General features: G+C 41.3%; 18 protein-coding genes. 8 read left to right on the top strand and 10 right to left on the bottom strand.

The window, feature by feature from the left end; genetic code table 11:
* The first annotated feature begins 184 nt into the window (after positions 1-184).
* The 3 genes from ACZ2GZ_RS11270 (at position 185) to ACZ2GZ_RS11260 (ending at position 2,218) form a co-directional block, all read left to right on the top strand.
* Positions 185-970 (top strand): bacteriochlorophyll 4-vinyl reductase, encoded by a 786-nt coding sequence (locus ACZ2GZ_RS11270; RefSeq protein WP_241764637.1) that lies wholly within the window; start codon positions 185-187, stop codon positions 968-970.
* A 283-nt stretch (positions 971-1,253) separates the two neighbouring features.
* On the top strand, positions 1,254-1,718 hold the full coding sequence (locus tag ACZ2GZ_RS11265) for a hypothetical protein (RefSeq protein WP_051627741.1): 465 nt from the start codon (positions 1,254-1,256) through the stop codon (positions 1,716-1,718).
* 32 nt (positions 1,719-1,750) lie between these two features.
* Positions 1,751-2,218 (top strand): hypothetical protein, encoded by a 468-nt coding sequence (locus ACZ2GZ_RS11260; RefSeq protein ID WP_029595892.1) that lies wholly within the window; start codon positions 1,751-1,753, stop codon positions 2,216-2,218.
* A 51-nt stretch (positions 2,219-2,269) separates the two neighbouring features.
* Here ACZ2GZ_RS11260 and ACZ2GZ_RS11255 read toward each other — a convergent pair whose 3' ends face one another.
* Complete coding sequence (locus ACZ2GZ_RS11255; RefSeq protein WP_470295281.1) at positions 2,270-5,494, bottom strand: ABC transporter permease; 3,225 nt, start codon at positions 5,492-5,494, stop codon at positions 2,270-2,272.
* Complete coding sequence (locus ACZ2GZ_RS11250) at positions 5,487-6,179, bottom strand: ABC transporter ATP-binding protein (protein ID WP_029595890.1); 693 nt, start codon at positions 6,177-6,179, stop codon at positions 5,487-5,489. The genes ACZ2GZ_RS11255 and ACZ2GZ_RS11250 overlap by 8 nt, the downstream gene beginning before the upstream one ends.
* A 205-nt stretch (positions 6,180-6,384) precedes the next feature.
* Between ACZ2GZ_RS11250 and ACZ2GZ_RS11245 the strand changes: the two genes are divergently transcribed.
* Both ACZ2GZ_RS11245 and ACZ2GZ_RS11240 read left to right on the top strand, forming a co-directional pair.
* Positions 6,385-6,588 (top strand): hypothetical protein, encoded by a 204-nt coding sequence (locus ACZ2GZ_RS11245; protein ID WP_021066795.1) that lies wholly within the window; start codon positions 6,385-6,387, stop codon positions 6,586-6,588.
* 9 nt (positions 6,589-6,597) lie between these two features.
* A complete protein-coding gene (locus ACZ2GZ_RS11240) occupies positions 6,598-6,924 on the top strand; it encodes a phosphoribosyl-ATP pyrophosphohydrolase (RefSeq protein ID WP_408584231.1) in 327 nt (108 codons plus the stop codon).
* A 43-nt stretch (positions 6,925-6,967) separates the two neighbouring features.
* Here the strand turns inward: ACZ2GZ_RS11240 and ACZ2GZ_RS11235 are convergent, their stop codons facing one another.
* The 4 genes from ACZ2GZ_RS11235 to ACZ2GZ_RS11220 are packed head-to-tail and all read right to left on the bottom strand — an operon-like array spanning position 6,968 to position 11,049.
* Complete coding sequence (locus ACZ2GZ_RS11235) at positions 6,968-7,432, bottom strand: hypothetical protein (protein ID WP_408584232.1); 465 nt, start codon at positions 7,430-7,432, stop codon at positions 6,968-6,970.
* Positions 7,432-9,450: an AAA family ATPase gene (locus ACZ2GZ_RS11230; protein ID WP_470295280.1), complete on the bottom strand. Its 2,019-nt coding sequence runs from the start codon at positions 9,448-9,450 to the stop codon at positions 7,432-7,434. Before ACZ2GZ_RS11230 ends, ACZ2GZ_RS11235 begins: the two co-directional genes overlap by 1 nt.
* Before the next feature lies 1 nt (position 9,451).
* Positions 9,452-9,640 carry a hypothetical protein gene (locus ACZ2GZ_RS11225; protein ID WP_058763140.1) on the bottom strand — a complete coding sequence of 63 codons (189 nt, stop codon included), beginning with the start codon at positions 9,638-9,640 and terminating at the stop codon, positions 9,452-9,454.
* Positions 9,641-9,660: 20 nt separating this feature from the next.
* Entirely contained in the window at positions 9,661-11,049 is a 1,389-nt protein-coding gene (locus tag ACZ2GZ_RS11220; protein ID WP_470295279.1) for a DNA phosphorothioation system restriction enzyme, read from the bottom strand.
* A 121-nt stretch (positions 11,050-11,170) separates the two neighbouring features.
* On the opposite strand from ACZ2GZ_RS11220, the gene dptF reads away from it, so the two are divergent.
* The 3 genes from dptF to dptH are packed head-to-tail and all read left to right on the top strand — an operon-like array spanning position 11,171 to position 18,927.
* Positions 11,171-13,471 carry a DNA phosphorothioation-dependent restriction protein DptF gene (dptF, locus tag ACZ2GZ_RS11215; RefSeq protein ID WP_470295278.1) on the top strand — a complete coding sequence of 767 codons (2,301 nt, stop codon included), beginning with the start codon at positions 11,171-11,173 and terminating at the stop codon, positions 13,469-13,471.
* A gap of 22 nt (positions 13,472-13,493) precedes the next feature.
* Positions 13,494-14,909: a DNA phosphorothioation-dependent restriction protein DptG gene (gene dptG, locus ACZ2GZ_RS11210; RefSeq protein ID WP_470295277.1), complete on the top strand. Its 1,416-nt coding sequence runs from the start codon at positions 13,494-13,496 to the stop codon at positions 14,907-14,909.
* A complete protein-coding gene (dptH, locus tag ACZ2GZ_RS11205) occupies positions 14,890-18,927 on the top strand; it encodes a DNA phosphorothioation-dependent restriction protein DptH (protein WP_470295276.1) in 4,038 nt (1,345 codons plus the stop codon). Before dptG ends, dptH begins: the two co-directional genes overlap by 20 nt.
* A 50-nt stretch (positions 18,928-18,977) precedes the next feature.
* Here dptH and ACZ2GZ_RS11200 read toward each other — a convergent pair whose 3' ends face one another.
* From ACZ2GZ_RS11200 to dndC, 4 genes are read right to left on the bottom strand one after another with little or no spacing between them, the layout of a single operon-like run.
* Entirely contained in the window at positions 18,978-20,096 is a 1,119-nt protein-coding gene (locus ACZ2GZ_RS11200; protein WP_214798991.1) for a cysteine desulfurase family protein, read from the bottom strand.
* Position 20,097: 1 nt separating this feature from the next.
* The gene (locus ACZ2GZ_RS11195) at positions 20,098-20,478 is read right to left on the bottom strand and encodes a DndE family protein (protein ID WP_058763149.1); all 381 of its coding nucleotides are present in this window, start codon (positions 20,476-20,478) and stop codon (positions 20,098-20,100) included.
* Complete coding sequence (gene dndD / locus ACZ2GZ_RS11190; protein WP_214798988.1) at positions 20,462-22,486, bottom strand: DNA sulfur modification protein DndD; 2,025 nt, start codon at positions 22,484-22,486, stop codon at positions 20,462-20,464. Before dndD ends, ACZ2GZ_RS11195 begins: the two co-directional genes overlap by 17 nt.
* On the bottom strand, positions 22,476-24,131 hold the full coding sequence (gene dndC / locus ACZ2GZ_RS11185) for a DNA phosphorothioation system sulfurtransferase DndC (RefSeq protein WP_470295275.1): 1,656 nt from the start codon (positions 24,129-24,131) through the stop codon (positions 22,476-22,478). The genes dndD and dndC overlap by 11 nt, the downstream gene beginning before the upstream one ends.
* Positions 24,132-24,142: the final 11 nt, after the last annotated feature.

The raw sequence follows: 24,142 nt of genomic DNA, 5'->3' as shown, positions 1-24,142 counted from the left end.
TGATTTTATGAGTAGGATTTTAGATAATCGATTTCTGAAAATGAAATATTTTACCAATTCTTCTTATAGAAGATTTATACTGATAGTGTAAGACTCAATAATGAATATGGCCGATATAGATGATGAGTATTAAATCAAAACGGAAGAGGTGTCGGGATTGTCGAGTGGATCAGATTTGTTTGAAGTGTTGATTACGAACACGGTGAAATTGCCGGGTGTGAAAGTGGACCGAAAAGAGTTTTTAGCGAAAAGTTTCAGTAAGCATGTCCCGCCTGCGCTACTCGCTGAAATCGTCGAGAAGGGACCAATCGAAGCGAATGTGTCACGAGCATTGATTCGTAAAGTCGCGAAGAAGAATATTATGAATCAGACAATGAAGAGTTCGTCTGCGTCTTTTGCGGCCGGTTTACCGGGTGGGATTGCACTCGCAGCGACGATTCCAGCTGACACAGCTCAATTTTTTGGGGTCGCGCTGAGGTTAGCGCAAGAAATCGGGTACTTGCACGGCTACGAGGATTTCTGGGATGAGGATGAATTGGACGTCGAACGGGTGAATGGAGACTTGATTCTCTTTTTAGGGGTCATGTTCGGTGTCGGTGGTGCGACGGCGACGATTAAAGTATTATCGTCACAGTTGTCCAAACAGGCATTGAAGAAAATCCCTCAAAAGGCGATGATGAAGACAATCTATTTTCCAATTGTCAAAAAAGTAGGAGCAATGATTGGTGTGAAGATTACGAAAAAATCTTTTGCCCAAGGAGTGTCTAAAGCTATCCCGATTGCCGGCGGGTTTATTTCGGGAGGTATTACTTACTCGTCGATGTCACAAATGGGGAATCGGCTATTAAATGCTCTTGAAGAGAGTATCGAAGTTTCTTATGAAGAACTTGTAACGAGTTATAAAGAATTAAAGAAGATTAATCCAGATATTATTGATGCTGAATTTATCATCTTAGAAGAAAATGCTTGAACCAAATCAATAGACCTGTGAAGTCGCTAAATCTGACATCACAGGTCTTTTTTCATTTCATGCTCACAAAGAAAGGCGTATTTCAGTGTTTTCTCTCGTAGCGGACGATATTGTTTCACTTAGGGAATATTGTTTTATAGTCGGTTTCTGAGAATCATATTGCCGAAGTGTTGAATTTTCTTACAAACCTCAATCACCTTTCAATTATAATCATCCTAATCAATGAGTTTGTATGGTGTTATGTATTGCCGGACTATATCAAGATTGCTAGGGGGATTCGTGAATGGTGATTGATTTAGATTTTTTGATGACAACGGAAGACTATGTCCTCGAGACGGAGTCGTTCCAGATGAGGGGCGTCACCTATTATCCACTTGAGTGGACGTTTTTCGGGGCAAATGATCCGACGATGTTGTTGACGTGGGACGCAGAACGGGACCGAATCAGCATCCGTTTCGAGCAATATGCGGTGTTTCTCGGTACACTCGAAGAACATGGGATTCCGGAAGACGGGTTAGTGAACGGGCATCCCATCGTGAAATTGAAAACCTCTCTTTTGAGTAAGTTCGCCACGGAATGGATGGGAACGGACCGGGTCAACACGGACCGAGGCGAACTATCGCATTATGTCATTCGGACGATTGAGCAAGAGTTTCACGTCTTAGCGTACGAAGATCCGAGCGTAATCGACTTGGGGAAAGTCGGGGATACAGGGGTTGTGGTGGAAACCATAAATGAAATCTCGTAAGGAAATCTAACAGATGCGAAGGAGAATCGATGATGAAAAAGTTACTCTTATCCGTCTCTCTGTTCGCAGGAACAATGATGGCTTTATCCGCTTGCGGAGGAGTGGGCACGGTTGAACCGGTTGACGACAGACCCGTCATTCATTTCGATGCCGCTTCCATCATTTTGTCAGCGCGCGATCATCAAATCAAGATGCTCACGCTATCGAGTGTTCCGACCGATGTCGTCGCCATATCCGGAGCGGTTAAAGAATTGCAAGGTATGCAAACAGACAACGACATATACTCAACCGAATTGGAGGAATTGCGGCATGAGGATTCCTCGGCCGATGAGTTCAAAGACCTCGTTGTCGAATATTTAGAAGCGGAAAATGCGTATATCAATCAAACCATCGAGGCCTTATACGGTGGAGGCACGAGCCGTCCAAGTCGATTCTCGATGGAGTCGCTGTATTCAAGAGCAAATGCGCAAATATCTGACTTCCGAGATGAGCCAAAATGATGAAAGCCAAAGGAGCGCCATCCCAGGAGGGACGACGCTCCTTTTTTCAGTTCACGGCACTTCAATTTTAACGGTATAGATTTTTGGCATGGCATTGCTGGACGCGTATAAGACGAGTGTCTGTTCAGTCTCAGGGACTAGGAAGACCAAATCGATTTCGGACTTCTCGCCTGGTGTGTAAAATGCACCGCCACGCAACGCTTTTTTGTTGTGGTTGACCATATCGACCGGACTATATTCCGTTCCGTCTGGCGTATACATGCGGAATCCGTTCGGACGATAGTCCATATAACCACCTTCGCCATCATCTGAATGGAATAGAGAAATGGGAAGACTGACGAATCGTTTTCCGGCTTCGGGTACTGTGCCGTCCGGTGATGCGTAGACCGGTTCACCGACTTGAAATTCACGTTTCTTCAGTTCTGGGTCACCGATATACGTTTGGAACGTACCAAGGTTCATGATTTTTTGAAGATTGTCTTCTTTTGCAGTGGTTGGTTTCTCTTTCTTTGGTTTCGTATCTTTCAAATCGGCTTGTTTCGCACCGGTCGTCTGTGCGGTCGGAGCTGGTGTCGTCTTCGCTTCTTCCGTCACCGGTTTCACTTCAGGTGACGTGAAGACGAACAAGCTGATGATGCCGACGACGAGAGCGGTCGCGGTCGTCCCGAGCACGAGACGGAACCGTTTTTCGACTTTCTTCTGATTGACGACGTGCCCACCGATGGCTTCGGCCGGTGTGATGCGGACGGCCCGTTCCGCTGGGAGGAGTGCCCCGAGGACACCGGTCACGACCGGGATGAGGATGGTCGCGAGCAAGAACGGTAACTCGGACGTCGGGAACTGTGGATACATGACGGTGACGATGATGATCGTGACCGTTACGCCGAGCAGTCCGGCAAAGAAACCGGTCAACGCACCTTCCGTCAAAACGAGACGACGGATGGATGTGTTCTGCCAACCGAGCGCTTTCAAGACGGCGAGCTGCGGCTTGCGCTCCGAGACGTTTTGCCACATGATCTCGGTCGTCGTCAGCATGGCGATGAGCAAAGCGACACCCATGGCGACGTAATGCATCGTCCCGACTTCAAGGGCGACGAACTCGCCGATCCATGTCGTATACAAGACTCCTTGAAGGCGGAATGTGACGAACAGGAAGAAACCGAACAGACTCGTCGGTAAGGCGATGGCGAGAATCGATAATAACGTCCGTGGCCAATACGTCACGAGCTGATTCAAACTCATGCCGACGCTTGAGCGGGAGCGGAGCAGACGACGTCCTTTCGACACTTCGCCAGACTGCATCGTCTCATACGGTTTGATGCGTCGAACGAGTCGAATAGGGATGAGCGTCCCGAGCCAATAAATCAACAGACCGGCCAAACCGATCAAGACGATGCGGGCAATCGATGTCGAGCCGGCTGCCGTCCACAGGAACGTCCCGAGAATCATCCACGAGATGAGGGCGACCATCGAACCGAGAATCGTCGCCTCGAGAAACAAGAGTTTCGACAGTTGGCTCGGTCTCCAACCGAGCGATAACAGAATGGCGAACTCTTTCTTTCGCGCATACAGCATGATGATGTTTGAGCTGAACACGTATAGCATCGCGACGAGGATGACGCTTGCGACGACGCCGGAAAAGCCGAGTTTTGCTTCTTGGAAGATGGTGATCGACGAACCGAGTTTAATCCACGGCTGTTGAATCCAGCCGAGGGCGCTTTCGCCTTTGAGTCCTGGTAAATACGTCACGGCATACTGTGGAGACGAGCCGAGCGTGACGTCGGTGATGAGACCGGTCTGATCTTCAATCTCTTTGGCGACTGCTTGCAGTTTCGCTTCACTATCTTCGTTTAAGACATCGACGCCTTTCACGTTGACGCGAATCGCCGAGATGGCTTTGTCGCCGGCGATGGCGAACGCGGCATCGAGCGTCGTCAACATCGACGGTGGTTTCGTGAGGAAGCTGTACGGGTTGTTCGTCGGCTTGACCGTCGTTGGTGGGTTGACCGGTTCGTCTTTCGAGTTCATGACCCAATCGGCGCTCGCCGGGAAATACGTCTCCATCGGCAGTTCCGTCAGCGGGTCTTTCGACAACTTCAGTTTCGACGGATCGAACAAGCCGATGTAGTTATATTTCACTTTCGGCGCATCGTTGAGGTCTTCCGCGTATTTATTTGACTTGCGATACATACTTTCTTGGCCGTAAGCCACTTGACCCTCAGCGAGGAACGGTTTGATTTGATACGAGTACGGCCAACGTTTCGGGAACGGGCTCGTCACGCCTTCATATACGAGCGGTGACGCCTTCTCGGCAAGCCAAGTATAGTCAACTGTGACACGAGGGTCTTGCGGCTGAGGTGTCCTTTCTAAAATGTGTTTCGTGATATTGTCGTGCATTTGTTGCGCTGTAAAGTCGTATGAGGCGACTTCCGTCCCTTTCAAGCTATCCAGATATTCATCTTTTCCTTGATCGAGATATGTTTTGATGAACGCCTCTTGATCAGTCGTATCGACATCCACTTCTTCAATCGTGTAGTTGATTGAGGCATCGACGTAGTCTTTTGAACTCATCAAAATCGGAATCGTCGTGATGTCTTCATCGTAAGGCTCTGGGACATCCTCTTCGTTGAAATAACGACTGAACTCTGTTGCTTGTACGGCATCGTCTAAGCTAACGAGTTTCGCTTCGGCGACCGGGTCAATCCCAGCCAACATGACATCGCTGCCGTAAGAGAGGGGAAACTCTTCGTATAGGGCGGTCGGACCGATTCCGATATGGGTCGAATCGCCGTTCGGCATCCAGCCGACCCAAAAATAAGCTTTCAGATCTTGGAAGTCATTGATTTTTTCAATGCCCGTATCGATGAGTGTATTCATCTTGAGTCGATAAAGACCCGCTTTATCAAACGTATGCGTTTGAGTGAATGAACTAGAATAAGTCGACCCAATCATCGCGATCGGGGCCGCGACATCGACGTCGGCAATCTGTTGAATCGCCTCGTATTGCTCGCGCGTGATGCCGCCCTCGAGCCCGCTCATATAGTTCGGCTCGAGCAGGTTCAAGTCCTCGGTCACGCTGCGGCTGCCTTCTGGCCGGACGACGATATGGTATGACGAATCCCACCGTTTTTGCAGCTCGTTGACGACCGTGCCGTTGTTCGCCTGGGTCACTCCGAGTAGATAGCTGAGCCCGGTACTGACGATAAGCATCCCGACCATGAGCAGGATGAACCGTTCCTTATTCCGCCACCATGAGTTCCAGATGAACTTAAGCATGATGGACGTCGCTCATGGCGACGACCTGCCCGTCACGCATCTCGATTTTTCGGTTCGCCCGGTCTGCCAGCTCCGGGTCATGGGTGACAAACAAGACGCCACAGCCGTTGTCCCGGTTTAGACGCGTCAGCAAGTCGAAGATGATATCGCCCGTATGCGTGTCGAGGTTTCCGGTCGGCTCATCCGCGAGCAACCACTTCGGACGGTGAATGAGAGCGCGGGCGACGGCGACCCGTTGTTGCTGACCACCGGACAGCTGCGACGGTAGCGAGTTCGCCTTGTCGCTCAGTCCGACTTCTTTCAACAGTTCGAGCGCACGTTCTTCCCCGTCGTAGTCGACTTTGCGTCCGAATAAGGGTGCCATGACGTTCTCGAGCGCGGTCAACGTCGGGATCAAATGGAACTGTTGGAAGATGAAACCGATGTTGTCGAAGCGGAAGTCGGCGAGCTGTTTTGCGGACAAGGTCGAGATTGGTTCGCCGTTGAATAGGAGCGTGCCGTCGGTCGGACGGTCGAGTGTGCCGATCAAGCTGAGCAGCGTCGATTTCCCTGAACCGGATGGACCGATAATCGAGATGAAGTCGCCATGGGCGAAGTGGAGGTTCACATCGTCGAGCGCGAGCGTCGCGACGTCGCCGTTATCAAAGCGTTTCGTAAGGTGTTTGCATTCAAAGGCGTAGTCCATTGGAAGCTTCCTCTCTTGGTGGGATGATATAGCCCTTATTAAATATGTAAGAACACGTAATTTTCTGACTATTTATCATAGTGTAAAGGAAAAAGTTTCCTTCTGATAGCCGGATAAATTTTCGTCTTGGTTTCGAGAGGAGTATGGGAAGGAATGGGGAAAAGAGTTAAGAGAAGGCTGAATCGGGTGAAAAGGAGTGGAGATGATGAAACAATTCGAGATTGAGTTTCATATGATCAATGATGAGGTGTTGACGCAAGTGGTAGAGGCGGAGAGTCGTTATGCGGCGCTCGAATCGATTTACCAATCGTTCCGTCATGCGACGGACGGATTCGTCCAGTTCGAGGACGAGTGGATTATTTTCCTCGATCATGTCGTATATGTGAAGGCGTTTGAGATTGTGGAGTAGGAGGCAGCTATGGTGAAGCATAACAAGTTGGTTCGAGATCGGGTGCCTGAACTGATTCAAGCGGAAGGAAAACAGGTCATCGTCAAACACTTGAATCAGGCCGAGCATTTCGAACAAGCGCGACTGAAGCTGTATGAAGAGTTGAAGGAATATGAAGAGGCGAATATAGATGAAGAATGTCTTGAAGAGTTGGCCGATATCCTTGAACTTGCGTATGAGCTAGGGAAGATGCACGGTGCGTCGTTTGAAGAGATGAATGCAATCCGTTCTGAGAAGCGGGAGCGGAAAGGCGGGTTTGAGAAGGGGTTGTTTTTGGAGGAAGTTATCGAGGAGTAAAAAACTGCCTACAAACTCATTTCGAGTTTGTAGGCAGTTTGAGTTAGTTGAATGGGAGTTCGTTGATTAAATCTTCCGTGTTAAACTCTTTTTGTTCATACTTCAACATTAAATCTAAATACGCATTCTGAGCGGATTCCGAATCAGTTAGGAACACTTCTAACTCGTGATATAGAGCTTCCAATCCACCTGCAGCGTATTCTTCAATGATATCGAAATTTTCAAGAGGAGCGTCCGCATCATCTTCTGAATCGTGGTCTACTGAGAAGCTTTCAAATGTATTCTCTAAATGCATGATTAGTTTGATGAGTTGCAAATCTTGCTCGGAGAAAACCGATAAAGGTATTTCTGAACCGGCTTTAATTTTCTTTCTTCGCTCGTTGCTATAACCAAATAGCAGTGCTGCCATAAATATATCTTTATAAGTATCAAATAATTGTGCATCTTCTTTTAACGTCATATACATATGATCTTGTGTGCCGTCACGGCGTAAAGAACGTTTTGCCATTACATTACCTCCGCAATTTCCGTATATTCCCCTGATTCTTCGTTAGTATGGTTGAGTAACTTATAAGACTTTCCAATGCGATGATTAATTGCTTCGTCCACTTCACCACGCCACTGTGATGTGGACACGATGACGACGACTTGATCCGATAGTTTAGGTAAATTTGTCGCTACACGAGAGCGGTGATCGGCATCCAAAGCTCCAAATGGAGAGTCCATCACAAGTGGGAAAATGTTTCCGAGTTTTAGCTCTTCATCTAAAGCATGACCCTTTTCTTTGTCCTTGTATTCACGTGTCAAATCGACAATGGCTCCGATGAAAGCTAAGCTCGTAATTTGTGATTCACCCTGTGATAATCCAATACTTCCGCCGTTTACATCAGAAACAAGAAGCTCATAATTGTCCGTTAGCGAAATTGGATAATCTTTTCTTAATAATTGAGAATAGGTCAATTTAATTTTCTCTTCTAATTCTGATTTAACCTGAGATTCTCTCAACTTTAGAAGGCCGACCAAAGTGTTTTTAACCTTTGTCGCAGAATCTAGCGCAAGTTGGAGTTTAATCTGTCGCTCTTCTGCCTTGGTCAATTTACTCACTTCTTTATTCAGTTGTTCTTCTTCCTTTGAAATTTCTTCAATGGAGCGAAGCAAGTCTTCGATGTTAGTCTCTGCTTTTACAATGGCAGTACGTATTGAAGATTCTCTCTCAATTAAATTTGTGGAGTTTTCGATATTGCGCGAACTCGCCTTCATTCGCTCTTCGATTTCACGTAACTCTTCTTCTAAGCCTCTAAGTGTCTCTCGTAATTCCTCGCGTTCTCCAACGAGACGTCTAATTTCAGCATAGAAATGCGTTCTCGCAACTTCCCAGCCGCTTAATTGGAAATAAAGGTGGTCCATTTCATTTTTTGAACTTGATAAGTCTAATACTTCATGCTGAACTTTTTCTAATGTTGAGATTGAAACTGTTTCAAGTTCGTGTCCACACAGGCATTTACCACTTGAAAGTAGGGTTGGAATCAATTCGGGATGAATCAATTTTTCAATCGTGTCTCTACTGTCAGAATGAGCAATTCGTTGAAATCTTTTCAATGGAAGAGTCGAAAAAGCCAAGTGACCTGAACGAGACAATAAACTTCTTAATTCTTTTAATTTGTCATCAAAAGCGTTTTTCGTTTCAGCAATCGATTCGACAAGATGGTCTCGAGTAACTTGAAACGTTCTTGTCTCTTCACCATTTCGGAGCGCATTTTCGATACTTTTCAACTCACTTTGAGCGGCAGTCAGTTCTTGTTTTGTTTCCGAGAGGAGATATTTCTTCTTTCCTTTCTCATCTTCGAGGTGGTTGATCCGTACATATTTTTCACTCAGTTCACTCTTAACGTTTTTAGAAACCTCATCACGTAATTTAATAATGGTTTTGCTTAGATGCTCAATCGAGTTATCGAATAATTCCAACCCCATCATTCGTTTAATTGAATCTCGAATCTCAGTGTAAGCCTCTTTTTTTCCTAAATGGTCCATGCGTTCACCGTCGAAGAAAAAGAACGTATGCAGTTTGTAGGGCAAGATTCGATTGATTTCATATGAAATATCTTTAATTTTTGTCGATTGATTCGTACCTACGTTTCGTTTGCTCAGTTCGACTTTTTGATTGATTGTTTTATTTTTCGGTAAATGAAGTACATTCTTTTCGTCATCAAATTTGGCATATAATACCCTGCACAGTTCATATTCGTATTCATTATGTTCGAATTTGATTTGAACTGATGTGCTTAAATCGTTACGATTATTTGTACTCTCTTGAATGGCTTTGTTATTGAAAATTGATTCAGGGTTCGGTAATTTTAGTTCTCGACCATAAAATCCCCAAATTAACGCAGTTAAGAGAGCGGTTTTACCACTACCATTTTCTCCGTGAATGACAGTAACGTTTTTACCAGATCCATGTGCAAATTCAACTTCGTTATGCCCATAGTATTGGCGGAAATTTTCAATGACGATTTGCTTAAGAATCATGTTAGATGTACTCCTTTTTGATTAGTCTAGAGAATTCATCGGGGAGCTGTGCAGCAGTAAATGATCCTTCTTTGTCTAAGTAATCTTTTTCTAAGCGAATAATGTTTTGCAGAATCTGTTGTTCAGTTTCTGATAACTCGCTCAATAATGCATATACATCTTTTTCGTTAGTTGATTGATTCGGATTCATTGTATTCACCTCATATTTGATTATAGGTCGACAAGATTAAATGCCTCTTTTATTGGATTCAAAACGCGAAGTGCTTGATAGTGGTTTTCAGATATGGATGCAAACTCATTCACTCGTTTAAGTTCATTCATTAATAGTCGTCGTTCAATATTAAACTCCTTGTCAGTGAGCAAATCGATTTCTGATAAAGGACGAGGAATCACGATGTAATCGTGAATATAAGCATATTCTTTTCCTGGGTGCTTTCTTAAAATGCGTCCGCGGCGTTGAATGAACTCTTTCGGGTTGGTCGTACTAGCTAAAATGTAAGCGGTCTCAGCTGAAGGGACGTCTACACCCTCATCTAGACAGCGAATGGCAACGAGCGCCTGAATGTTATTCTCTGAAAAATCTCTTAACAGCGTTTGTCTAAGTTCTTTTGTTTCAGTCGAAGTGAAGGTTTTGGCAGTTATGTTCAAATCATCATTTAAGAATTGAGCAATGTGGTCGACATGTCGTTGGTCTTCCTTAGAGTGATCACCACAATACACAATGGTATGAGTCAAATTATCTTGATTGCTAAGCTGCTGCTTCAACAATACATCTTTCTCTTGCGCTGCATTAATTAAACGAGCCCGCTTAATTAACAACATCTCCAACATCCCTGTATCATTTCCTGACGATTCGATTGATTTGTCATCAGACAAGTTAATCAATTTTGAGATTTTATTTGTAAGCTCATGATAAATCTCAAGCTCTTCTTCAGTAAGTGATACTAGATGAGGGTAGTAATAATACTTCGTCAAAAAACCTTTTTTAATGGCCTCTTCCAAAGTAAACTTATATATTGATCCGCCAAAATAATTTAATAACTGCTCGGTTCCGATTTCATCGTGATGCCGGATTGGAGTAGCGCTAAGTGCTAACCGATTTTTAAATTGAACTGGAAGGGACTGTAGCGATTGCTTCGTTCCTAAATTGTGCGCCTCGTCGGCGACAAGCATGCCTGTATCTGCAATTCGATTCAATTGAGCCTGAAAATGAGCATTTTTGAATGTGCTGTTGGTGGTGATGACACACATGAAATTTTTGATTTTAAAATTATATTGCGTGATTTTTCCTGAAAGAGTAGCGCTCCATTGAGACTTTGAACCGTAACAAAGGATTGGATCCATCCCAAAGGCTTTAGCATCTTTAGCCCATTGATCGACCAAGTGCTGATAAGGACATAAAATAATCACAGCCAGACGCCCGCTTTCTTCAAATCGTTTTGTGATAGCAGTGAGGGCCGTAAGCGTTTTTCCGGTGCCCGTGGCCATCTCTAATAAACCATGATAATTATTGGCTCTCCATTCTGAGATTGCTTCAAGTTGATAGTCTCGAGGTGTGAACCATAAAGGTAAAGAAGGAAATTGAATTGTTGAATCCATATTATAGCTCCTTTATCATATATAGGAGTAGGTAAAACCTACCATATACTCTTATTATAGATATAATAAAGAATATAGTTAATAAAAAAGTTGTTAAGGTTGATTGAAAGGAATGAATGACATGGAATACTTTTTCTCATTTCTAAAACCCATTAATTCAAAGGCAGAAGAGTTAGGGCAAATCGTTCAAGATAAATACTATACTGACCCTGAGAGCGCCTTATTGAATTCACGGAAAATGATTGAAGCCATCGTAAATGGATGGTTAGAAGTTTGTGGTCTCCAGAATACATATAATTTGAATGACAATATTCGAATTCTTTTAACCGAAGAAATTATTGACCGCGCGATTGCGACCGATCTTCATTATGTACGTAAGAATGGAAACAATGCGGCTCATGAATTATTCACGAAAGAAGCACATGAAATTCTACCGAAAATTTGGTCAAGTCTATATAACATTGTCGATTCATACGTCTTAAGTTACGAAAATCCACCTGCAGTTCCTAAGTACGCGCCACCTAAGCCGCCTAGTCCCAAGAATGATGGGGTGAGTCATGACGATATTCTGAAAATCGTAGAAGAACAGCTCAAGGCTAAACTTCAGGCACTAGAGGTCGGCAACAAAGTGGAAGAATCTCCTGCAGTGACAATCGAAGAAGAAACAAATAGATTGTATGACTTTGTTCCTTACATTGAGAGCCGGAACGAGAGTTATCTTTACAACCTTTTATCTAGATTAAACGAGTCATCAAAAGAGGCAGTTGAAAGTGCCGAACTTCCATTAAGTTCTCTGAAGCAATATCTACACGTTGAACGTCCGATTGAGAAAAAATTGGTTCAGCTTTTACAGCAACCTGAACAAAAACGATTAACGCTCTTGATTGGAAGTGTAGGCGATGGAAAGTCACACATCCTATCTCACCTACAGTCTGCTGAGCCTGAATTGATGAACCGATATAAAAATAAAATTTGGAATGACGCGACGGAAAGTCTTTCTCCACATAAGACAGCGATGGAAACCTTATATGAGAAGCTCATTCCATTTTCTGACCAACGTTTGACGGAAGGCTCAGATGAGTTTGTTCTGGCTATAAATCTAGGTGTATTACATAAGTTTTTATATGATTATGTAAATTCATTGGATGGTGATTATACATTCAACGAGTTGATTGCATACGTCGAACAATCAGAAATCTTTGAGAATGAAATTTCTCAAGCCGTTGAGCACGAATGTTTTTCAATGGTTAGTTTTTCGGATTATCCAATGTATGAACTCACGAAGGGTGGGGTGGAGTCGAACTTCTTGATGCAAATTTTATCGAAGATGTTCGATCAGAACGATGACAATCCATTTTACTTGGCATATGAGGAGGACATGAAGCAAGACATTGACTCCATCGTCCATCGTAACTTTTTACTCATGAATAATTTGAATGCACGGCGCAACCTTGTGAATCTAATCGCCCGTTCTCTTTTAAAGGAAAAAGCGGTTTTATCGATGCGCCAATTTTTCAATTTGATTTATGAAGTGATGGTTCCAGGAAATTGGGCGAACATTAGTAAACAGAAAATTGTGCTTGAGACGTTACTCATACACGGTCTTCATCAAAAAATCTTTACGAGTCAAAACGACTCCCCGATTTCGGTCATGTTAAGAAACGAGGATCCAATTGCTTGTCGTTCTAAAGAAATTGATCAGATTATTCTTCAAATTAATCTTGAGGCGGACGTAAGTGGTTTCGTTTCTAGGTTTGATGAGTCTACTAGACAGACTTATCAACTTGATTTGTTGGATCGTGAACTCGTCACCGAGCATACGCAATCATTGTTACGCTTACTATATCTATCTAATCCGCGAGAAATGAATATTTCTCAAACAACGATTGAGACATTTTCAAAGTATCTGTATTCCTACTACACGGGACAAAGATATGAGCTCAAGTCTCTTTATGAAAAGTTTGAAAATGCACTCATGCTATGGTTTGGTTTCAAAAAAGATCAAAGAAAATATCTGTTCGACACAAGTGCAAAAATTTCAAAGCGTTATCGTATTGCAAAACCAGTCAGTTTTACGTTAGATCCAATTAGTATGGATGTGAACAATGAAGAACAAGTCGTTCAGTTCCGCAACTCGTTATTTATTCAGTTCGCCGTAGGTGACAAGAGTCAAAAAATCAAACTTGAAATTGATTATAAAATGTTCAGTTTGATTTCAAAAATTGATCAAGGCTACCAACCCTCTAAGATTGACTTTGATGATGCGATTCGATTCAGCGAATTTGCAAATACAATCCGCACATATAATTCTAACAATAACGAAGTGTTGATTTATATTATTCAAACCGGAGAAACATTTGTCTTAAAACAAGAAGCAGACCCATTTAGAAGAGAAGAAAAAATTGTATTTAATAAATTGTAAGTTTTGAAAGTAGGTGTAAATGATGAGATTATTACCAGAAAAAATATTTGATGATAAGCAAGTGATTAAACTAGATAAAGATAAAACGAAAGTGATAAGAAGGGAAACTCACGCGTCTAAATTTATTCAGATTTTCCCTTTTATAACAAGTGAAAGTGAATCGATAAAAAATGCTTTATCAGATTGGGAGAAAGAGGTCGGCACTTACTCTAGAAGACTTCTAAACAAAAATTTGGATGACAAATCATTCAATACAAGTCATCTTCTAGAAAGAATTTTAGAACGTGTAGAAACCTCATCCGAAAATGAAGATGAAATTCACACCTTTTTCAATGATTTGCTTTTTCAAAAAGATGGCGGATTGAATGTTACTCATCCGAGTATGTTTATGTACATTCAAGGCAATCCTAAGTCTAAGAAAAATTTAGGCACTTATTTAGCAGACTTGACACATCATGCTTTAGATGATGAACAAATTGAAAAGATTAGGCAGATTTTTAAGTCTGAGCAGAATGAGACGTTGTTAGACAAAATGATTGTGAACTTATTGCCTAATCTTACTGAGAAGAAGTATGGCGTGGAGCATGCTCTTTATTCTTCGCTACCAATAAAATTATTGGGTGAAGATTTGATTTACTTAGCACAGCATCCTCAATACTTTTTGAAAGAAATAAACCATTTTCTTAAATACTACTTACACTATGTTGTGTCCCAGACAACAATTAAGTTTAATAATTTTGAAACTTCTAATTGGCATCAACCTTCAAAATTATTTTATACCATCCATCATGAAACGACTGTTACTTCAAGACGTAAGACGATGAACTCAGGTATGGGGCTATTGAATAGTGCTAGTGAGAATTTATTTGCACACGAGCTGACGATGGCGCAGTTAAGTTGTAATACCCATAACCAATCATTAGAGGAAGATAAGTCTATAATCATGACTTACGATGAAATTTATAAGTACTTTAAATCCCTTGAAGAGACTGATCAAATTCAATTTTTAAATGATATTGATTTGCAAAGTGAACGGATTCTCACATATGCGGGTTTAGAAAATCAAGTGAAGACTAGCAAAACATACAACGAAGCAGTCAAACAGTTGTTTAATACGATGAAAATTACGACTCCTAAAGAGGCGCAATCACGTTATGGCGATCACGTAAAAGCTATTGCAAAGTCGCACTTTACGAAACGTCGAGGACGTCTAGGATATGTATTATCGTTGAACCAAGAAATGTTGATCCTGATGTGTGCCGTTAGTTGTAAAGACGATCGAATCACATTTGTAGAGCTGCTAGAGCGTTTGAGTCAAAGAGGCATCAATTTTGATAACGAATCATCAACAGCACTCTTACAATTATTAGAAAAAATAAACGTCATCGATAAGAAGAGCGATAGTGGGGAGGCGCAATATGTCAAACCAATTTTATGAGTACGTCACGAAAAAAATAAACGGTCATTTTTTAGTAAACACTCCGCAACCTGGAGACAAATATTACTTGCAGCTAGAAGAAGAAAGTCATGTTAAATATTTGAAAGACTATCTTGAACAAGAAGTAAGCGAACGAGTTAAAACGTTTGAGTACGAGCTCAATGGTGTTATTGAATACCGCACAATTGCAATTGATTACGGTACAAGTGAGTTGATTATTGCGACTCAAATCGAAGGCATTCAACCCGATTTCTTTGTTAAGCTTCGCAACTTGGTCAGTGAACAAGAAGGGGAAGGCGTGAACCGCTCACTCCTTGTGATTTATCATGGACAGCTTGATAGTATTGATGGTGGTGGCGCCAACCTTCAAAAAGAAGGAATGCCTTTGAACCCACAAAAAATTCTAGAAGAACTGAAGAGTGAATTAAAACAGATGGCCGAACGTAAGGGCGCGTTAGTTGAAGTAATTGATTTTCATTTGAAAGAAATTGAAGAAGAATTCAGCTCGTTCAAAGGTGTCTCGTTCTTTGATTTTGAAGAAATATTATCTCTCATGCAAAAATCAGAACTTTCAAAGTCTGATTTTCTAACGTTACGATTTTTCCATGATCAAGAGCTAGAATCGTTTGTGCAGACATCTTCCAAAAAAGAAATACGAGAGAGACTGCGTGAAAACCGAGATTTATTTGAGTTTGTTCAAGATAGTCATTTCAACGAAACGACGGAGACGCAATTACCTAAAAAGTTCAATGAACAAGGTGTCAATAAACTCAAGCATGACCATTGGAATGAACTCACGTTGCAAGATGTCATCAAGCTGAAAGCTGAAAAAAACAATAAAGTATTTGAAATTGATGAAATTACAATCGTCAATGAACATTCGTCGGTAGTTGTTTGGGACCGACCACACAAAACAACTAAGACTGGAAAACGTACGCGCTATGTCGCAATCTTCAATCCGTCTCACGAGCAAGAAATCAAATTGCGAGCTAAGTATGTGATTGAAGGAAAGGGTGTTCGCAAGAGTCTAGAAGAATCACAGGTCAAAATTGAGTATTGTAATCCTTTACTCGAAGTGACGCCAAGTGTGAAAACAAACAATCTATATGTGACGCTCACTTCTTCGCAAACTCAGCACGCTACACAGTGTACCGTGAAATATAAAGTGAAAAATGAAAATACACTTTATTCAGAGTTAAATATCATGGTGTTCCCATTCTCAAGTGAGATCTTTAAAGACTATGCTGGAACTTATGAAGTGAAGCGAGTAAAAGGGAACGATACCGAATATTTGATTTTAGGGAACAAAGAAGGCGAGCTGCGATTAGGAGACGGTTCACAAACGCCTTTGTATCAAGAGCAAGCGCTAGTAAAAGCAGATGATGAACCGAACGTCACGTATCATTTTGATCAAGATTTGTTTGAAGAAGATCAATTTTTGCAGTTAAGCGTTGGAGAATCAACTCCAATTAATATCAAGCTTAGTGCTGATGCCTCTAAACCGCATCCAATCGCAAATATTAGATTGTATAAAGAGAAACGTGAGAAGCGTTCTTCGATTGTCCACGGTACAGATGGGAAATTAATTTTAAAGAACCAAATTTACTATCCACAGAATGAATATAAAGATTTTTTAGAGTATGAAATGGAATGGCTTGATCAAAGTATGCAAACAGCTGTATTGTCTTCCGGTGTCATCAGTCCTGTCAATCTAGAGTTTGGTGCTTTCTATGAGCTGAGAGAAGCGTACAACCTATTCCTAAATCACTTTAAAATCAAAAAGACTGTCCCGATGCTAGCATATTGGGATGATGAATATAAGCGAGTCGCTTTGAATTATGTGCAAGCTTATGTAAAAGCGATTGAATCGATTCAAGAGGCCGATCGGTTATTTGAAGTCGGACACTCGATTTTAAAATTAGGCGTGTTGTTTAATAAAAAAGAAGAAATCGTCTATTTCACTCCATTCCATCCGGTTAACGTCGCGTTTCAATTAGAGTTGAATACGCAACTTGGAGATGAAGAAGTATCAGAAAGTGTGCTTAAACGTTTACGCGCAGATGCACTGGCTCCATACCTATGGTTTGAAGGTAAAGCATATAAAGCAGAAGCTCAGTCGAATTTACCAGAGTGGATGATTTATCGAGTAAAGGAAGAAGTTGTTGTAGCTGAGGCTGACCGCTTCCTATCAGAAGTGGTCAAAGAAAAATTAAATCAATTTGTAGACCACTTCACCTCACTGTTTTATCAGACAAATCAAGTCGTTAGAGCGCCTTTATATTTAAATGTGATTGAAATTCGAAATGATGAGATGGTATTAAAAGGTGTTGTTGAATGGATTTTCCGTCAACTGAAAGACAGCTACGAAAAGAATAAAGATGAAGTGATTCCTGTTGAAGTAAAACTTTATTGCGATTCCGGTCGATACAGAAGTGCATTCGATCAATTTGCAGCTAAAGATTTTATGGAAGAGGATTGGGAACAGTTTGAGTATTTATACACGCTCATTCCAAAAAACTTTATTCTTTCTCCACAAGAAGTGGCAGAGAAGATTCAATCGTTCATCAATCACTATCATATTCAAAATGAGCAATTTAATGATTTTGATTATGCTCACATTAGTTTCTATAAAATGAGTGGTGAGGAGCAAGTCATTACCGATAAAATGGAGTACATTAAGAGCGGTAATGCGATGAGTGGTTTGTATTCGACGCTCGCACCGACCATCAAAGACGGGCAATTTAGTATGGGCTTTGGACTTCGCGGTTATGAAATTGAAGACAATGATTTACTCTTGCGCTGTGCTAAGTCGTTTAATGAATTGAACGTTCATATGAAAGACAACGGTAGTAGTTCATTCGCACATGGTGTCACGGCACTGGCTAGTATTACTGATGCTAGAGATGGCTACAAGTTGCAGAATATCTATGAAAGTTCTCATTGGGTCACGTTAATTGAACCGACTGTTGACCTTGGATATTTTTCATCTAAGCAAGGAAATCCCGATAATGAATTGATTATCATTCACTATAACGATCAATCTTCTTCTTACCGGTATGATGCGATTACTGTTACGAAAAAAACAGCGCAATATCAAGCGGTCATTAAAGATTATTTGAACCATGAAAAACCTGATTTGAATACAGATGAGAGTATCAAAGAGATTATTCAAACGTTCAACGTCATCAACGGTGAATGGCTGCTCTCTATGATCCAACAAGGGCTCAGCAATGAGACAGCTCGAAACATCCATAAGAGTCGAGAAAAATTCAGTTTGTTGGCGGCTGTGAAATATTCGTTGGCTATGTTCACAACCGACGACATCACGTGGGTTCCGATTTCGCTAGAGGAAATCTTACGTGTTGCAAAAGCAATTGGTCTAAATCACGCGAGCTCACCGTTTACCGTTAAGGCGCTAGGGAAATCGGGAAGCTACTCAGACGATTTACTCTTAATTGGTATTCAAGAGACGGAAGGTAAATTGAAAATGCATTTCTACCCGATTGAAGTGAAGATTGGTAGAAACTTGAATAACGTATTAGATAAAGCACGAAATCAAGTCGTCCGGACGAAATCCCTCTTTGACTACGAATTAGGTGTTGGAGAGACGGAGACTACATTCTCGCAACAGTACTATCGGATGTTCTTTGCCCACTTATTCTTAGCGAATGCCAAGAAATTGTTCGAAGGGAACTTGTGGTGCGAAAAAGATAACGACTATGATTTTGAAAATGAACGCCTTTCTGTCGTCGAGAAATTGATGAAAGGCGACTATGAGATTTCTAACGAATTAGCCGATTACTTCAACAAAGGTGTAGTTGTATCGTTTAAAACGGAAGAGACCATTTCGTCAGTAGAACGAGTGGAGGATGACATCCTGTTGCTCAATTTACCAGAACAATATGGAATCAGTGGTGGTTCATATTCGATTGAAGAGATTCGACAATCAATTGTACACGGGAAAAAGGACATCCCTAGAGAAGAAATGCTCGAAACATTCAAAATTAATAAAGTTTGAACGTAAAAGACCGGCTCAATTTAAAATGAGCCGGTCTTATTTTATGCTTTTCAAAGTTGTTTAAAAATATCCAAGTCTTTTGAAGAGATACTTGAAGAAAGAGAGAACCGAATCGATGATCGCACTTCATCCAATGTTAATCCAATTGCTTGCAACACGTGACTCGGCTTACTTGAGCTACAGGCTGATCCGGTGGAAACAGCCATTACCGGAGCTAACTGCTTCACGAGTACCTCATTATTAATCCCGATAAATTGAACATTCACAATTCCAGGTATTTTATCAGTATGATCACTGTTGAACCGAATATTTGACCCGAACTTCTCAGATAAAAGATGAACCAAATGCTGTTCAAGTTTTTGTAATTTTTGAATGTTCTTAGACAAGGATGCCTGATGCATTTCAGCGGCTTTCCCCATTCCTACGATTAAAGGAACAGCTAACGTTCCACCGCGCACGCCTTGTTCTTGGCCACCACCATGTATTAAGGGTGTCAACTTTCTTGGAATACCATCCTCATCCTTTTGCACATAAGCGACGCCGATACCTTTTGGACCGTTGAACTTATGCGCAGAAGCGGATAAGAAATGAACGTTCGTCAGTTCTGACAGGTTGATTTTCATCTTTCCGATGACATGTGTCGCATCGGTGTGGAAGAGTGAACCATATTGAGCAGCTAGTTCAGAAGCTCTCTGAATGTCATTTAACGACCCTAACTCGTTATTTCCCCAGATGATTGAAACGAGTGAAGTAGGGCGTTTTTTTAGTAGAGACTCTAATTCGGAAAAGTCGATTCTGCCGAACTGATCAACAGATAGATACTCGACGTGGATTTTCAATTGTTCATTCAAATACTTTGCAATTTCCAAGTTAGATGAATGTTCGGCTACCGTTGTAATCACTTGATGGTCCGGTAGGGAAGAACCCACACTTTTTAAAATCCAATTGTTACTTTCTGTGGCTCCCGAAGTGAAGTAGAGCTCTGAAGAAGAACAACTAAAAAATTTGCTTAACTGTTCTCGAGCCTGTTCAACAGCATCCTTGGAGTTCTCTGCGAGCGAGTAATATTTACTAGAAGGATTTCCGAACTCTTCAAGAAAGTAGGGGAGCATCGCTTCAAGTACTTCAGGATAAACAGGTGTTGTCGAACTGTTGTCTAGGTATAGCATGTTACCCCTCCTGTAGAGCCAATAACTCTCTTAAGAATTGATTCGTACTTCTTGAGAACTGAAACATTTGATAAAGTTCTTCAGCGCCTCTAGTAATGTGTGCATTGAAATAGTCAGGAAAGTAATGCTCTTCCTCAATATGCTTATTTGCATGTTGGAGAATCATCATTTTGAACATCTCATCATGCTCCCCAGTTAAAGTGGCACGATTAATTTCAAAATTTGAAATCGTTTGGCCCTTAATGCTGGTTGGAGTTTGTTTGTTCTTTAATGAAATACCCACGGCAAAACGAGCCAGTATATTTGGCGTGATATGAGTCGAGTTTGAAATCTCTTTAAAATAGAGATGAGTTTGCTCAGTTAGTTTAAGACGGTAATTCATTAGTTTTCACCTGCGCGTTTTCAAATTCAAAATACGATGGAATGACTTGTGTTTCTAAAAGCTCGTTATCAAATTGGAGACTATACTCTCTAGAAATAGACGGTTTTAGTACGTCATAGTAATCTTTACTGATTTCTGAGTCAGTAGATAGTACTAAGACCTGTTCACCGAATTTAGGGAGCAAGTTGCGAAGAATATTATAACGATGGTCTCGGTCCAGGCGACCTAACAACGTATCGAAAATAAATGGCATTTGGTTTTCAGAAACTTTAAAGATTGCCCAAATCAATGAAAGCAATAGAATCTGTTTCTCACCAGAAGACAAAGTGGCCACAGAGATTCGAGATTGATCTTTGGATAATAAAGTCAAAGAGAAATCTTCAGGCATAATCGATAGCTTCTCAATGTAATCTTCTTTGCGCATCAATGTTTTTAACATCCGTAAAGCATTTTCTTCAACATTACGAATGACTTTGTAGCGTTGTTGTAGTCTAAAGTCTTCAAGTAAAGCTAATGTAAGATTTGCGTTCTGCGAAAGAAGACTCGATTTTGAAGTGATTTTCTCAATCTCTTGCTTGAGTAGGGCATTTTCTTCTACTAAATTTGAGTATTGAGCATGAAGTTCATCTTCAGTTTGAAGGATGTGTTCAAAACGTTCTTTTAAGTGAAGGTGATTTACTTTTAATCGATTTAGCTCTTCAAACTGCTTCTCGAAATCGATATGATTTTCTTCTCGAATGATCAGTTTTCTTCGCAACGTTTTCAATTCGTCGATGATTTCATCATCTCGATTGAGGTTTGACAATAAATTTTCAGATGAATGAGCATCAACAAGCGAGAGCATATTTTCTACTTTTGCTTTCGAGCTGAATGAAGCATCGTGAATGATTTCAGTAGATGGAACCGCCATTTTTAAAGCGGCATTGAATTCGTTCTTTAACAAATCATGTTGAACCGTACCGCCTAAGTTGCGTGAGACATTTTTATAGAACTCATCGGAGAAGACTTTTTCTAAGTCCTCCACACTTCGCACTAATAATTCTGACTCCACTTGATCAGCAGCTTGCTTAAGTAAGTCGTGATTAATCGTAAAGGCATAATATTCGCTAAAGAAGTCTGAATTCAATTGCTTCAACGATTGACGCTCATGTTCGAGTCTTCTAATGTCATCTTTTAATTTCGCTTCTTCTTCTTTACTAATCACATCATGGGCTTTTAGTGATTCAGAAAAAGAGGCGACTTCAGCTTCACTGATTTCGATTTTCTTAAGAGCTTGTGATTTTTCAATCTGATTTTTTTGAAGCTTTTGTTCAGCCTCAATCAAGTCATTCTTGATTTCATCCAAACGTTTTGATTTTTCTTTACTCAGTTTCGTTTTCGCTTCATCGCGAACAAGCGTTTCAATAGTTTCCGTTAACAAATCAGGAATTTCCAACTTAAAGGCACTTTTCATTAAGTCATCAAGGTACTCCGAAAGCTTTCCTTCGTTGATGATTTGGTTAATGGTTTCGCCATCAAATAAAGAGACATTGAAGAGGTATAACGGAGTTCGTTCCAAGAATAATGAATAAACTTGGCTCTGATCTTTTTCTGCTAACGGTAGGGTACTCCCGTCCCGATAGATATTAAAATATTCTTTAATATTTTTTGCGTCGATTCCCCAAGACCGTTCAAACAGATAGCGAGACATTGTTTGATTCGTAGTCGTAGTGAACGTGATTTGAATCTTTGAAATCACTTTTTTCACGTTATACCATTCACGCTGGTCTCGAATTTCGCTATTGATTAACTTTTCAATCTCACGGAAATAAGAGGGAGTTGGCGCTTTGATTCCAAACGCCTGACTCCCGTATAAACCTGTGCGGAGAGCATTCAAAAATGTCGTTTTACCTGCGCCATTCTTCCCTCCGATTAAAACAACATTTTTATTAGAATTTTGATTCGTAAAATCAAACGTTTGATTCTTATAGGCTCCGATGTTTTTCAGGACAATCGATTCAATCTTCATAGTTCTTTAAATCTCCATGCTCTTTATACAGATTCAAATAATCTTGGCTCAATAATGCAGCAACATCTTTATTGAATCCACGCTTTACTTTTACACCTAGAAAATCATTTGCCGTCGTAAATAATTTTTGAACCATGTTGAAATCAAGACCATGCTTTTGAGAGAGTAGCTCCAGGTCATTTGCTTGATCACTCGTCAAGATTTGGCGATCGTCTTGTTCCCAATCCAAATCGACACCGAATACTTCACGATATAGTCCAGGTAACGTGTCTTTCCAATCACCTTCACGAAGCCATAGACGACGAATTGCACGTAGTTCATCGTTTTGAATCAACTTATACTCCACCGAGTTTGGAACTTTTAAGTCACGTTGTAGGATGAGCAAATCACGCATCAGTTCAATTCGAGTAGCTAACGTGAACGGTCCGAGTCCAAGATGTGAGTAAACAGCTTGCCCGTCGTTATTCGTTTCAAGAACGACAAATTGAATATTGAATTCCTCTGGTTTACTCAAATCAATATTATGTGTCGCAATGAACTGACTTAATTGACGTTTCGGAACTGCAAGAACGCTCTCGTCTGTTAAGTCCTCAATACGATCGACAACTTTATGAGAAGTAGCTGCACGACCACCTTTTTTCTTTTGAGCGATATAAATACCATCTTCTTTAATTTCGTGTGGAACTTCTAGCAAGTAGAAGGCACCATTCATCCGCTTATGCATCCGTTTCGAACGGTCGTCTCGAATAAGTACCATCTTATTACGGAATTTCAATAAAGGCTTCAACCAGTCATGTTCACCAGTTTGAATGAAACCAGTCAGCGATTTATCTTGGTTGACGACGGTACATGTCCAACAGCCGAAGCGACTGTTCCCACACGAACCAGCGCTCTCTTTTATATTTTGGTCGACGACTAACGGACATTCGCTACTTGAGTCCATGTACATTTTTTGAAGTTTATGATGATCTTCTCCCCAAGGGGCGGGGTTTTGAAGAAGGTAGCTCCAAACATCATCTAACACAAACTCTTTGATTGGTGCGAAAACATATGCATTAGCCAATGAAGTGTGTCGCATCAATTCGCTGCCCATGATTTCATGGTCTTTAATAGACTGTCCCCGGCTCGTACTCTCAGATGAACGGACTCCAAGCACCATAATAATTTCACCATATTTGGAGACTTTATCTTTAATGAAGCGGTTAGCTGGATCGATTTTTAGGCGGTCTGTACACCATCTGAAAGTCTGGTTAGGGGTAGGGTAGCCACGGCCGATAATATTCGTCCAAAACGTCTTTTCCGTTAGCGGTTTGACCTTCTGTGTTTCAATCGGGAGATTATATTTTAACGCGGCTTCCTGCATCCGATGGAGTGATCCATTAATCATCGAGACGACGAGCGGGTTCTCGACCAATGTATCAGATGAAATGATAAATACTTTTTTATGGAGTTGTTCTGGTGTGAGTTCAAGTAAAGCTTCGAAAATAAGTTGAGTTGTCAATGTAGAGTCTTTACCACCACTAAAACCAACAACCCAAGGGCGCGAATCATTTAAATAAACACGCTTAATTAAATCAATCGACCGTCTGGAGACAGTGTCCCCATCATGTTGAGTAAATAGATTACTAATAATACCTTGTGTCATAAATCATCATC

This window comes from Exiguobacterium sp. KKT215, assembly GCF_055635335.1.
The sequence above is the reverse complement of the archived record's forward strand: the minus strand, read 5'-3'. Positions and strand labels throughout refer to the sequence as shown.

What these genes read in the sequence shown, in the direction of transcription:
- ACZ2GZ_RS11265 (WP_051627741.1), top strand. Translation starts at nt 1,254, where the DNA reads ATGGTGATTGATTTAGATTTTTTGATGACAACGGAAGACTATGTCCTC.
- ACZ2GZ_RS11260 (WP_029595892.1), top strand. Translation starts at nt 1,751, where the DNA reads ATGAAAAAGTTACTCTTATCCGTCTCTCTGTTCGCAGGAACAATGATG.
- ACZ2GZ_RS11255 (WP_470295281.1), bottom strand. Translation starts at nt 5,494, where the DNA reads ATGCTTAAGTTCATCTGGAACTCATGGTGGCGGAATAAGGAACGGTTC.
- ACZ2GZ_RS11250 (WP_029595890.1), bottom strand. Translation starts at nt 6,179, where the DNA reads ATGGACTACGCCTTTGAATGCAAACACCTTACGAAACGCTTTGATAAC.
- ACZ2GZ_RS11245 (WP_021066795.1), top strand. Translation starts at nt 6,385, where the DNA reads ATGAAACAATTCGAGATTGAGTTTCATATGATCAATGATGAGGTGTTG.
- ACZ2GZ_RS11240 (WP_408584231.1), top strand. Translation starts at nt 6,598, where the DNA reads ATGGTGAAGCATAACAAGTTGGTTCGAGATCGGGTGCCTGAACTGATT.
- ACZ2GZ_RS11235 (WP_408584232.1), bottom strand. Translation starts at nt 7,432, where the DNA reads ATGGCAAAACGTTCTTTACGCCGTGACGGCACACAAGATCATATGTAT.
- ACZ2GZ_RS11230 (WP_470295280.1), bottom strand. Translation starts at nt 9,450, where the DNA reads ATGATTCTTAAGCAAATCGTCATTGAAAATTTCCGCCAATACTATGGG.
- ACZ2GZ_RS11225 (WP_058763140.1), bottom strand. Translation starts at nt 9,640, where the DNA reads ATGAATCCGAATCAATCAACTAACGAAAAAGATGTATATGCATTATTG.
- ACZ2GZ_RS11220 (WP_470295279.1), bottom strand. Translation starts at nt 11,049, where the DNA reads ATGGATTCAACAATTCAATTTCCTTCTTTACCTTTATGGTTCACACCT.
- dptF (WP_470295278.1), top strand. Translation starts at nt 11,171, where the DNA reads ATGGAATACTTTTTCTCATTTCTAAAACCCATTAATTCAAAGGCAGAA.
- dptG (WP_470295277.1), top strand. Translation starts at nt 13,494, where the DNA reads ATGAGATTATTACCAGAAAAAATATTTGATGATAAGCAAGTGATTAAA.
- dptH (WP_470295276.1), top strand. Translation starts at nt 14,890, where the DNA reads ATGTCAAACCAATTTTATGAGTACGTCACGAAAAAAATAAACGGTCAT.
- ACZ2GZ_RS11200 (WP_214798991.1), bottom strand. Translation starts at nt 20,096, where the DNA reads ATGCTATACCTAGACAACAGTTCGACAACACCTGTTTATCCTGAAGTA.
- ACZ2GZ_RS11195 (WP_058763149.1), bottom strand. Translation starts at nt 20,478, where the DNA reads ATGAATTACCGTCTTAAACTAACTGAGCAAACTCATCTCTATTTTAAA.
- dndD (WP_214798988.1), bottom strand. Translation starts at nt 22,486, where the DNA reads ATGAAGATTGAATCGATTGTCCTGAAAAACATCGGAGCCTATAAGAAT.
- dndC (WP_470295275.1), bottom strand. Translation starts at nt 24,131, where the DNA reads ATGACACAAGGTATTATTAGTAATCTATTTACTCAACATGATGGGGAC.